The sequence below is a fragment of the Pseudomonas sp. FA-1 genome (assembly GCF_056856075.1).
The window spans coordinates 158,627-170,229 of sequence record NZ_JBWXTH010000008.1 but is presented as its reverse complement, the minus strand read 5'-3'; the positions used below and the strand labels follow the sequence as shown (position 1 = coordinate 170,229).

The 11,603-nt window shown below is 66.2% G+C and carries 10 protein-coding genes; 2 read left to right on the top strand and 8 right to left on the bottom strand.

Annotated features, from left to right (window positions below; translation table 11 throughout):
* The first annotated feature begins 101 nt into the window (after window positions 1-101).
* Window positions 102-1,214 carry a PepSY-associated TM helix domain-containing protein gene (locus AC1MHZ_RS16105; RefSeq protein WP_482966606.1) on the top strand — a complete coding sequence of 371 codons (1,113 nt, stop codon included), beginning with the start codon at window positions 102-104 and terminating at the stop codon, window positions 1,212-1,214.
* Complete coding sequence (locus AC1MHZ_RS16100) at window positions 1,211-1,387, top strand: hypothetical protein (protein ID WP_172403005.1); 177 nt, start codon at window positions 1,211-1,213, stop codon at window positions 1,385-1,387. Before AC1MHZ_RS16105 ends, AC1MHZ_RS16100 begins: the two co-directional genes overlap by 4 nt.
* 103 nt (window positions 1,388-1,490) lie before the next feature.
* Here the strand turns inward: AC1MHZ_RS16100 and AC1MHZ_RS16095 are convergent, their stop codons facing one another.
* From AC1MHZ_RS16095 to glnE, 8 genes are all read right to left on the bottom strand, one after another.
* A complete protein-coding gene (locus AC1MHZ_RS16095) occupies window positions 1,491-2,933 on the bottom strand; it encodes a lipopolysaccharide kinase InaA family protein (RefSeq protein WP_084856284.1) in 1,443 nt (480 codons plus the stop codon).
* Window positions 2,933-3,685 carry a lipopolysaccharide kinase InaA family protein gene (locus tag AC1MHZ_RS16090; RefSeq protein WP_084856286.1) on the bottom strand — a complete coding sequence of 251 codons (753 nt, stop codon included), beginning with the start codon at window positions 3,683-3,685 and terminating at the stop codon, window positions 2,933-2,935. The genes AC1MHZ_RS16095 and AC1MHZ_RS16090 overlap by 1 nt, the downstream gene beginning before the upstream one ends.
* Window positions 3,682-4,425: a lipopolysaccharide kinase InaA family protein gene (locus AC1MHZ_RS16085; RefSeq protein ID WP_416768079.1), complete on the bottom strand. Its 744-nt coding sequence runs from the start codon at window positions 4,423-4,425 to the stop codon at window positions 3,682-3,684. The genes AC1MHZ_RS16090 and AC1MHZ_RS16085 overlap by 4 nt, the downstream gene beginning before the upstream one ends.
* On the bottom strand, window positions 4,425-5,231 hold the full coding sequence (gene rfaP / locus AC1MHZ_RS16080) for a lipopolysaccharide core heptose(I) kinase RfaP (protein WP_084856290.1): 807 nt from the start codon (window positions 5,229-5,231) through the stop codon (window positions 4,425-4,427). Before rfaP ends, AC1MHZ_RS16085 begins: the two co-directional genes overlap by 1 nt.
* A complete protein-coding gene (locus AC1MHZ_RS16075) occupies window positions 5,228-6,352 on the bottom strand; it encodes a glycosyltransferase family 4 protein (RefSeq protein WP_084856292.1) in 1,125 nt (374 codons plus the stop codon). The genes rfaP and AC1MHZ_RS16075 overlap by 4 nt, the downstream gene beginning before the upstream one ends.
* Window positions 6,352-7,410, bottom strand: a complete 1,059-nt coding sequence (gene waaC, locus AC1MHZ_RS16070) for a lipopolysaccharide heptosyltransferase I (RefSeq protein ID WP_196154458.1) — start codon at window positions 7,408-7,410, stop codon at window positions 6,352-6,354. Before waaC ends, AC1MHZ_RS16075 begins: the two co-directional genes overlap by 1 nt.
* Window positions 7,411-8,460, bottom strand: a complete 1,050-nt coding sequence (gene waaF, locus AC1MHZ_RS16065) for a lipopolysaccharide heptosyltransferase II (protein WP_482966605.1) — start codon at window positions 8,458-8,460, stop codon at window positions 7,411-7,413.
* 155 nt (window positions 8,461-8,615) lie between these two features.
* Window positions 8,616-11,549, bottom strand: a complete 2,934-nt coding sequence (glnE, locus tag AC1MHZ_RS16060; protein WP_324816673.1) for a bifunctional [glutamate--ammonia ligase]-adenylyl-L-tyrosine phosphorylase/[glutamate--ammonia-ligase] adenylyltransferase — start codon at window positions 11,547-11,549, stop codon at window positions 8,616-8,618.
* Window positions 11,550-11,603 lie beyond the last annotated feature (54 nt).

Sequence of the window (11,603 nt, the reverse complement as noted above, 5' to 3'; positions counted from 1 at the left end):
TGCGCGGCCCTTTCGCGGCGCAAGGCCGCTCTCACAGGGGATGCAGTTTGTGGGGGCGGGTTTGCCCGCGATTGCGTCGCTAGCACCTTTCGGAAATCGCGATGAAAAGCCAAACCATCCGCCGCTGGTCGGCGATCCATACCTGGAGCAGCCTGGTCTGCACCCTGTTCCTGCTGTTGCTGGCCCTGACCGGCCTGCCGCTGATCTTCCACCACGAATTGGAGCACCTGCTGGGCGACGCCCCCGAGCTGCGCGAAATGCCCGCCCATACCCCACACCTGGACCTGCAGCAACTGGTGCTCAAGGCCCAGGCCCATCGCCCCGGCGAAGTGGTGCAGTATTTCGGTTACGACGAGGATGACCGCAACGGCGTGATCACCATCACGGCAGCCACGGCCGGTACCGAGCCGAATTCGTCGCACACCTTCATGCTCGACGCCCGCACGGGCGAAGCCGTTGCTATGCCTGCAGCCAACGGCGGCTTCATGATGACCATGCTGCGCCTGCACGTGGACATGTTCGCCGGCCTGCCGGGCAAGCTGGTGCTGGCGTTCATGGGGGTGCTGTTCGTGCTGGCGATCGTCTCTGGTACCGTGCTCTACGCGCCGTTCATGCGCCGCCTGACGTTCGCCACGGTGCGCAACGACCGCTCACGCCGGCTGCGCTGGCTCGACCTGCACAACCTGATCGGCGTCGTCACCCTCACCTGGGCGTTGGTGGTCGGCGTCACCGGTGTGATCAGCGCCCTCTCCGACCTGGTCATCGCCGCCTGGCGCAACGACAGCCTGGCGGCGATGGTCGCCCCCTACCACGATGCCCCGCCGCTCACCGAGCGCGCGCCGGCCAGCCGCCTGCTGGACATCGCCACCCAGGCCGCACCGGGCATGCAGCCAGACTTCATCGCCTTCCCGGGCACGCGCTTTTCCAGCGAGCACCACTATGCAGTGTTCATGAAAGGCGCCACGCACCTGACGTCGCATCTGCTGACACCGGTACTGATCGATGCCCGCACGCTGGCGGTCACGGCCGTCGGTGAAAGGCCCTGGTACATGGACACCATGCTCCTGTCGCAACCGCTGCACTTTGGTGACTACGGCGGCCGGCCGATGCAGATCCTCTGGGCAGTGCTCGATGTGCTGACCATCATCGTGCTCGGCAGTGGGGTTTACCTGTGGTGGGGGAAGCAGCGCAAGGCACGGGAGGTGACGGCATGAGCCACAGGTCGCAGCCGACGCGGCAGATCTTTGCCTGGCCCATGGCGATTGCCGTGCTCGGTGCCGGAGGGTTGTTCGCCGCGCTGTTGGGGGACGGCGGGTGGGATGTGCTGGCGTGGGTGGGGCTGGGGATACCGGCAGTGCTGGGGCTTCGGGGGCTGTGTTGGAAGTGAGGCCCTAGGGGGCCGCTTGGCGGCCCTTTCGCGGCACAAGGCCGTTCCTACAAGCCCTGTGGAGCGGCCTTGTGCCGCGAAAAGGCTGCAAAGCAGCCTCTGATTACTCGCCCAACCGCGGCAACAGCTCATCCAACCGTCGATGCAGCGCACTGTCACTGGGCCAGTTGCGCAGCATCCGCGCCCGGTCCCGGGTGTACGCCGGGGCGAAGCTCAGCTGGGTGGCGTGCTGGCACATGGCATCCAGGTCGATCAGCGACCACTGGCCATCCTTCCAGAACAGGTTGTGACCCTTGAAGTCGCCATGGCTGATGCGCTCGTGAATCAGCTGCTGCATCAGGTGCACCAAGGCCTGCACCTGCTCCTGTGGCGCATCGCCGCTTTCCACGTAGGGCCCGAAGCACTCGATCAGGTCCGGCCCGTCGACATACTCGGTCACCAGGTAGGCGCGGCTGCGCAGGCCCATCACCCGCTGCTCCAGCACCGCCAATGGCCGTGGCGTGGCGATGTCGAGGAACTCCAGGCGATGGCCTTCGATCCACGAGTGCCAGGCGCGGCTCGGACGCCAGAAGCGCTTGAACCAGTGGGCGGTGTTCTTGATGTTGTAGCGCTTGAGCACCAGGGTGCGACCACCCACCTCGATACGCGCCACGCTGGCCGCACCACCGGTTTTGTACAGGTGGCCTTCGTCGATCAACGCATCGGCCTGCTCCAGTACCGGCAACAGCGCCTCACGCTCAGACCGGCGAACCGCCCGCAATCCGGACAGGCTGCGCTCGACGCTGAACAGCGTGCACTCGCGCCCGGCCTTTTCCAGGTAGTCCTTCAGACGCCAGTTGCGCACCTTGTCGATCTGCTTCTGCAGCGCCTCCAGCGGCAAGGCATGTTCGGCGTTGGCCAGCAGGTAGTGCACCAGCAGCTCTTCGATGAACGGCTCCAGGCGCTTGGGCAACTGGGCGAACAGTACGCCCAGGTTCTCCAGCACCTTCTGGCGCGACAGTTGCTGGCCTGGGGCTTCGGCCTTGATGCCCGCGCCGTCGATCAGGTACAGCTTGCCGCCATGGCGCAGCAGGTTGTCCAGGTGCAGGTCTTCCTGCCACAGACCCTTGGCATGCATCTGCGCCACGGTCGCAAGGGCTTCGCCCAATACCAGCTGTTGCTCGTCGGCCAGCACCGGCAGGTTTTCGACATTGGCCCAGGCGTCGGCAAGGCTCTGTGCGCCCTCGAGGAATTCGAACAGCAACCAGCCGCCCTCACCTTCCTTGAGGCCGTCTGCCAGCAGTTGCGGGGTCGTGAGACCCTGACCGGACAGCAGCTTCACACCCTCCAGCTCACGCTGGAAATGGCGGGCGGCATTGCTGCCCACCAGCAGCTTGGCCAGTACCGGGGTGCCACGCCAGATGCCGGCGCCGACATAGCGCTGGCCCGGCAGCACGCGCAGCAGGCTGAGCAGCTGCAGGTCGGCACTGCCGGCGGCGTCGGCCAACGTCACGGTCAGGGGCAGCGATGGGCTGCGCCCGGCGTTCTTCAATTCGGACAGTTGCATCAGCGCGCCTCCTTTTCACGGCGGCGGCGCACCAGGCGCTGCAGCCAGGTATCGACCAGCGTACTGTCTGCCGGCTGTTCAAGATAGGCCGCCAGCAGGCTGCGCACATCCGCTTCGCTCCAGGCACCAGCGCGGCGCAGCAAGGGCTCGAGGTCCTTGAGCCGGTCGCGCATGCCGAACAGCAGCGGGCGGGTCTTTTCCAGGTCGATCAGTTGAGCCTGCCAGCCTTCGCGACGTTCACGCAGGAAGATGTGCTTGGGATAGAAACAGCCATGCACCTGGCCTGCAGCGTGCAGGGTACGGGCCAGCTGGCCGCACGCCTGCAGAATGCCCAAGCGGCTGGCGGCATCGAACTGCGGCCACTGGGCAAGCAGGCTGTCCAGGTCACGCCAATCGTCCAGGGCACGGGTCATGAGGATGGCCCGATGCTGGCCGTTACCCTTGCGTTCACCATAGAACACCGCCTGCAAGGCGGGGATCTTCAGCTTCTGGTAACGGCTGATGTTACGAAACTCTCGGGCGAAGGTCGGCTCGCCGAACGGGCGGTGCAGGGTGCGGGTGAGGTAGTCGCTCTGGCGCTTGAGATAGAACCCTTTACCCTCGAGCTCAAGACGAAAGACGCTGCTCCAGCCGCCACGGCCGGTGTTGGGTTCGTCCACGGCGTCCAGTTGCAGCGCCCACAGCGCCTCGAAGTCGTTCAAGCCATGACGTTGCAGCAGCGCCTGGTCGGCGCTGGCCAGGTAGTCGGTCATTCCCTTCCCTCGAAAAAGCTCACCACCTGGCGAATGCACTGCTTGTCCTTGGCCGTGAGCCGTTTCTGCTCACGGTATTGCAGGTAGAAACGCAGGCGTTGGGTCGATGACAGGTGGTATTTGGCGACCTTGTCCAGGCATGCCAGGTCCTTGATCAGGCGGTGGCGCAGCATGCAGGCGCGGCAGCCGCGCCAGAAGTCGCCGGTGGGACAGTCGATGAAGAACACCGTGGCGTTGTCGTCCACCAGCAGGTTGCGCCACTTCAGGTCATTGTGGGCGAAACGGTGCGCGTGCATCACCCGGGTGTGGCGCGCCAACTGGCGGCTGACATGGTCGACCCAGGCGCGGTCGGCCAGCCGTGGGTCGTTACGCTCGGCCAGGGCCGAGAGGTCCTCGGTGCGCGGCAGCTCGCGGGTGATCATGGCACCGCGGCCGAAGGCCAGGCCGTTGCGCTCGAGGCCGTAGGCCACCACTTCGGCGGTGGGAATATCCCATTTGGCGAACTGCTTGAGGTTCTGCCACTCGGCCTTGATTCGCGGGCGGCCAACATAGCGGCGCAAGGCCTTGCCAGCGCCGGTGTAGCGCTTGACGTAGTAGTTGATCCCGTCGCGCTCGATGCGCACCACTTCGCTGAGCGGGTCGCGGGTCAGGCGTTCGCCCTGAAGGGCGAACACCGCATCCAGACTGCCGAAATCCGCCGCCAGGCCTTCGTAGCCTGGTGCCAGTGTCCAACCCGCCATCAGAGCGCATCCCCATAGCGTTGCTTGCGATCGTAGAGTTTCTGCGCCTTGCGTTCGAGCCAGGCGAGCAGCGCGGCCTCGTCGGCCAGCACCTGGCGCAACGGGCGCTGGAAGTAGCCACGCAAAAAGCGCAGCTTGTCGCGGCGGGTCAGGCCGATGTCCAGGGCCGAGAAATACAGGGCGGCCAAGTCTTTGTCACGCCAGCGGCGGGTGATGCTGGCACGGGTCTGGGCACGGTGCAGATCGATCACCGACAGTTTCAGGCCCTCGGGCGTCACCGGTCGGTCGGTGTGCAACAGGAAATGGCAGATATAGCAGTCGCGGTGGTTGACCCCGGCACGGTGCATGCCACCGGTCATCTTCGCCACCTCGGCGATCAGCGCCCACTTCAGGCGTGGTTGCGGCGGCTGCCTGACCCAGTCGAGGCTGAAGTCTTCCAGGCTGATGGTCGGCGCAAGCTCTTCGGTGACGATGAACGAATGCTGCGTGGCCGGGTTGCTGCCGCGCTCGCCATAGGCCACCGCGGTCATGGTCGGCACGCCGACTTCATGCAGGCGCTGGATCGCCCGCCACTCCTGGCCGGCACCGAGCACCGGCAGCTTGGCGCTGAACAGGTTCTTGAAGATCTCGCCCCAGCCGATGCCACGGTGGATCTTGACGAAGTAGCCCTCACCGTCCACCTCGGTGCGCAAGGTGCGCCGGCCTTCGAGTTCACGGAACACTTCGCCCTGCAAGCCTTCCACGGCCTCGAAGGGATCGCGTCCGGCCCACAAGCGCTTGAAGGGTTCGGCCAGTATCAGCTTCATGCGGCCTCCTGCCCGAGGATCACGTCGGCAGCATGCTGCGGCATGCTGTACAAGTCGGCGGTGTCGGCGAAGGCCAGCCCGTTGCGCGACCAGTCGGCGCGAGCCTGGGCATCTTCGAGCATGCGCTGCAGGTAGCGGTTGAGCTGGTCCTGCTCGAACGGCTCGTCCAGCACCAGGCCGCTGTCGGCCTCGGCGATGTAGTGGGCGTAGCCGCACACCTGGGACACCAGCACCGGCAGGCCGGCGACCAGCGCCTCGAGCAGCACGGTGCCGGTGTTCTCGTTGTAGGCCGGGTGGATCAACAGGTCAGCCCCAAGCAGGAAGCGCGGGATGTCGCTGCGCCCCTTGAGGAACTGCACCTGCTCGCCCAGGCCGAGCGTGGCGCTCTGCAACTGGAATACCTTGGGGTCGTCCTGGCCGATCACCATCAGCCGGGTACGCTTGCGCAGGGCCGAAGGTAGCGCGGCCAGGGCCTTGAGGCTGCGGTCGACGCCCTTGGTCTTGAAGCCCGAGCCGATCTGCACCAACAGCAGGTCATCATCGCCCAGGCCGAATTCCTTACGAAAATCGGCGCGGATCGCATCGGCGTCGGCAGGGCGGCGGCGGTCCTGGGAAATACCCGGTGGCAAAAGGTGGAAACGCTCCACCGGCGTGCCGTAGTGCTTGATGAACAGCGGCTGCTGCACTTCGGAGATCATCAGCACCTCGGTGTGGGCATCCTTGGCGAACACCGCCCGCTCGTATTCGGCGAAGTGGCGGTAGCGGCCCCAGCGACGGTACAGGCCGCCACGCAGGGTCTGGGCCTTGTCTTCGAAGCAGCCGTCGGCGGCGTAGTACACATCCAGGCCGGGCATCTTGTTGAAGCCGATCAGGCGGTCGACCGGGCGCTTGGCAAGGTCGGCGGCCATCCAGGCGCTGAGCTTCTCGTTGCGCCGATGGTTGAACAGCGCCTTGACCGGCGCCACCAGCACCTCGAAACCCGGTGGAATGTCACCTTCCCAGATCAACGTGTAGACACGGATCTGGTGCCCCCGCTTCTGGCACTCCAGGGCGATGCGCATGAAGTCGCGCTGCAGCCCGCCGAAGGGGAAATATTTGTAGAGCACGAAAGCCAGTTGCATCAACGAACATCCTCAGCCAGCAGCAACGCGCTCAAGCGGCTCGCCACATGCTCGGGATTCAGGCGAGTGAAGCACAACGGCCACTCGCGTTTGAGATCGAACCGGCGCAGGTCTTCGGCGCTCGGTTTATAGGTGCACTTCTTCTGCAGGCAAGGCGCGCACGGCCAATCGCTGGCCTGGTGGACCTGGCTGCGCCCGTAGGCGCCGGTAAGGCCCGGGTTGGTCGGGCCGAACAGCGAAATGGTCGGCACATCCAGCGCCGCCGCCAGGTGGCCAAGGCCGGTATCCACCGCCACGCAGGCCTTGGCTGCCGCCAGCACGCGTGCGACCCCCGCCAGGTTCAACTTGGGCAGTACTTCGCAGTTCTTCAAGCCCTGGGCGATGCGCTCGGCGCGTGCCTTCTCCGCAGGGTTGCCCCAAGGCAGGCGCACCTGCAGGTTACGCCGGCCCAAACGCTCGGCCAGCTCGCGCCAGTAGGCCTCGGGCCAGTGCTTGGTGGCCCAGGTGGTGCCATGCAGGAATACCACGTAGGGCGCGGCAGGTGGCAGTTGCAGGCGGTCGAGGTCCAGGCCGTAGCGGCCAAGGCCTTCGGGCAGGTCGTAGGCCAGGGCCAGGGCGAACAACTGGCGCACCCGCTCCACTGCATGCTGGCCGACCGCGACCGACAGGCGCCGGTCATAGAAGCGGCTGGCCCAGCCTTCGCGCGCCGAATAACGGTCCAGCCCGGCCACCGGCGCCTTGACGTAGCGGGTCAGCCAGGCCGACTTGACCAGGCCCTGGGCGTCGATCACCAGGTCGTACTTGCGCTCGCGCAGGCGCTGCTTGAACGCCTTCCACTCGCCGCTCTTGAGCGTCTGCCAGAGGTTCTTGCGCCAGCGGCGAATAGCCACCGGGATGACTTGGTCGACGGCAGGATGCCAGCTGGGGATCTCCGCGAAGCCTTCTTCCACCACCCAGTCGAAGCGGATGCCGGGAATGGCGTGGGCAGCATCGGTGATAGCCGGCAAGGTGTGGATCACGTCTCCCAGGGAGGACGTCTTGATGATCAGGACCCGCACTTAGTCGACCTCGGCCATGACATCGATCAGGTTCGGCCCGCCCAGGCGCGTGAGCGCGGCGATCACCTGCGCCGGCTCGAGCAGGCGCAGGCAGTTGTAGTGGCCAAAGCGGCAGGTCCGGTCGAAACAGGGGCTGCACTCGATGCCCAGGCGCACGATTTCCACATGCTCGGCCAGCGGCGGCGTGAAGCCCGGCGACGTAGAACCGTAGACGGCCACCAGCGGGCGGTTCAACGCGGCTGCCACGTGCATCAGGCCCGAGTCGTTGGACACCACCGCATCGGCGCACGACAGCAGGTCGATGGCCTCGGCCAGCGAAGTATCCCCCGCCAGGTTATAGGATTCTTCACGGAACCCTGGGATCAGCCGGTCACGGATCGACTCACCCACCGGGTGGTCGTTCTTCGAGCCGAACAGCCATACCTGCCAGCCCTGGCGGATCATCGCGTCGGCCACTTCGGCGTAGTGCTCGGCCGGCCAGCGCTTGGCCTCGCCGAATTCGGCCCCCGGGCACAGCGCCAGCACCGGGCGATCCAGTGCCAAGCCGAACTTGGCCAGGGCAGCGTCGCGGCTCTGCGCTTCGATCTGCAGGCTCGGTCGCGGGTAGGGCTGCGGCAACTCGGCGCCGGGCGCGTAGGCCAGCGCCATGAAGCGCTCGATCATCAGCGGGTAACGGGCCTTGTCCAGCTTGCGTACGTCGTTGAGCAGGCCGAAACGCATCTCGCCGCGCCAACCGGTGCGCTTGGGTATGCCGGCGAAGAACGGCACCAACGCGGATTTCAACGAGTTGGGCAGGAGGATCGCCTGGTCATACTGGCCCGCCAGCGATTTGCCGATACGCCGGCGCGTGGCCAGCTCCAGCGCGCCATGGCCGAGCGGGAAGCTCAAGGCTTGGCGCACCTCGGGCATGCGTTCGAGGATCGGCCGGCTCCACTCGGGAGCCAGCACATCGATCATGCATTCGGGGTGCTGCTGCTTCAGGCACTGGAACAAGGTCTGCGCCATCACCATGTCGCCGACCCAGCTGGGGCCAATGATCAGTATTCTCATGCTTGGTCCAGAAACGTTCGGGGAGGCCCGGCGCTGGCCTGGCCTCCCCTCTTTATATTCAGGCTATGTGGCGGACAGTGTACCACCGGTAGTGAGGCATGGATTTTTGGGGCTGCCTTGTGCCGCGAAAGGGCCGCAGGACGGCCTCGGCAACCTCACGTCAACCCCAGCTCCCCCCAGATCCGGCGCACTTCGCGGCGTTCGTCGGCAAACTGCGCCGCATCGATCACCCCCGCCTGCTTCTGCAGGGCTTGGCGGTGGGAGGCCGAGCGGAACGCCTTGTACACCTCACGCAGCAGCACAGCATCGCGGGCAGGCATCAGGCCGGCCTGCTCGAGCTCTTCCAGGATGCGGATATTGTCGGTCCAGCGCAGCATGGCCGGATGGTCGTGGGACCAGGCCAAAGCGGCGTATTGCACCATAAATTCGATATCCACGATACCGCCGGCATCCTGCTTGATATCGAACGGCACGCCGGCCTCGAAGGCATTGGCGGCAGTGCCTGCGGCGGTGCTCTTGGTACCGAGATTGTCGCGCATCTTGGCGCGCATCTCGCTCACCTCCGCCCGCAGCTTGGCCAGGTCACGCGGCTGGCCGAGCACCTGCGCCCGCACCTGCTCGAAGGCCGCCCCCACCTGCTTGCAGCCCACCAGCACCCGCGCCCGCACCAGGGCCTGGTGCTCCCAGGTCCAGGCTTCGTTCTGCTGGTAGCGCTCGAAGGCGCCCAGTGAGCTCACCAGCAGGCCCGCAGCCCCCGAAGGGCGCAGGCGCATGTCGACGTCGTAGAGCTGGCCGGAGTTGGTCTGGGTGGTCAGCATGTGGATGATGCGCTGGCCCAGGCGGGTGAAGAACTGCGCGCCATCGATGGGCTTGGCGCCATCGGTCTCGGCCTGGGGGTCACCATCATGGATGAATACCAGGTCAAGGTCCGAACCATGGCCCAGCTCGATGCCACCGACCTTGCCATAGCCGACGATGATGAAGCCCGGATCGCACAGGCTGCCGTCGCTGCGCCGGGGCTGGCCATGGCGCGCCACGGTCTGGCGCCAGGCCAGGGCCAGCACCTGGTCGAGAATCGCCTCGGCCAGCCAGGTCAGGTAGTCGCTGACCTTCATCAGCGGCAGGTTGCCGGTGATTTCCGACGCGGCCACCCGCAGGCTGTGGGCCAGCTTGAAGTGGCGCAGGGCCTCCATCTGCTGTTCCAGGTCATCCTCGGGGATGCGTGTAAGGCGCTCGCGCAACTCGGACGCCAGTTCCGGCGCCAATGGCGGGCTGAAGAGGCGGCCTTCGTTGAGCAGCTCATCGAGCAGCAGCGGGAAGCGGGCGATCTGCTCGGCGATCCATGGGCTGGCCGCACACAGGGTGAGCAGGCGGCGCAAAGCGCCCGGGTTCTCGGTGAGCAACACCAGGTAGGCCGAGCGCCGCGCCACGGCCTCGACCAACGGCAGCACCCGCTCCAGCACCAGGTCCGGGTCGTCGTGTTCCACGGCCTGGGCCAGCAGGCGCGGAATGAAGGCATCCAGGCGCTCGCGACCGATGCGCTGCATCGAGCGCAGCTGTGGGCTTGCCCGCAGGGCAGCCAGCCGGCGCAGAGCCTCGGCGCTCTGGCGGAACCCGGCTTCTTCCAGCTGACGGCAAGCCGCCTCCTCGTCCTGGGCCTGTTCCCACAACGGCGACCACTCGCCACCGACCACCAGCTCGCCCTCGCCGTCCTCATCATCCGGGTCGGCGATCACCTGGCGGAAATGCCAGTCGATGCGCTCACGCCAGTGCATGAGCTGCGCGTGGAAGGCCGGCCAGTCGGCAAAGCCGAGGATATAGGCCACGCGCGCGCGGTCCTTGTCGTCCTCGGGCAGCATCTGCGTCTGGCGGTCGGCGATGGCCTGGATGGCATGCTCGGTGTAGCGCAGGAACTCATACCCCTCGCGCAGCTCGGCGACCACTGCAGGCGGCAGGTAGCCCTGGCCTTCCAGGGTGGCCAGCACCTTGAGCAGCGGCCGTTGCTGCAGGCTCAGGTCGCGCCCGCCATGGATCAGCTGGAACGCCTGGGCGATGAACTCCACCTCGCGGATACCGCCGGCACCAAGCTTGATGTTCTCGGCCATGCCCTTGCGTCGCACTTCCTGCTGGATCAGCTGCTTCATGGTGCGCAGCGCCTCGATCGCCGAGAAGTCCAGGTAACGGCGATAGACGAACGGGCGCAGCATGTCCTGCAACTGGGCGCCGGCAACCTGGTCGCCAGCCACGACGCGGGCCTTGATCATGGCGTAGCGTTCCCAGTCGCGGCCCTGGTCCTGGTAGTACTGCTCCAGCGCATTGAACGACAGCACCAGGGCACCGGCCGAGCCGTAGGGGCGCAGGCGCATGTCGACGCGGAACACGAAGCCGTCGACGGTCACCGGGTCCAGTGCCTTGATCAGGCGCTGGCCCAGGCGGGTGAAGAATTCCTGGTTGTCCAGCGAGCGCTTGACGCCTTCAGTCTCGCCGCCTTCGGGGAAAGCAAAAATCAGGTCGATGTCCGAGGACAGGTTCAACTCCACCGCCCCCAGCTTGCCCATGCCCAGCACCACCATGTGCTGCGGCTGGCCGCTGCGGTTGCCGATGGGTGTACCGAACTGCTGGCAATGGCGTGGGTACAACCATTGATAGGCCTGGTCGATGGAAGCGTCGGCCAGGTCGGAAAGGTCGCGGCAGGTCTCGCCCAGCACCGCCTGGCGGGTAATGTCGCGCCAGATGATGCGCACCTGCTGGCGATTGCGCTCACGGCGCAGGTTGCGCGCCAGCTCGTCCTCGCTCTGGGCGGCCTGGGCGGCGGCGGCGATGCGCGCGCACAGCTCGCCGGGGGCGAAGGGCCGATCCAGTTCGCCACTGGCTTGCAGGTCGAAGAGCATGGCCGGCTCACGCAGGGCCACTTCCAGGACGAAATCGCTGGCGGCGGCAACCTGATCGAACGCGTGCCGCTGGGCCGGGCTCCAACGGTCCAGGTCCAACCCGTCGAGACCGACGATCGCCTCGCGCAGGGACTGTTGATTACGTGCGACCAGCGGTTGCAGGGCAGCGGGCAGATCGAGCGGCAAAGGCAGGCGCATGGTCTATCCTTGATCGGCGTGAAAGAGAGGGGTAGGTGCGGCCAAGGGGGTGCC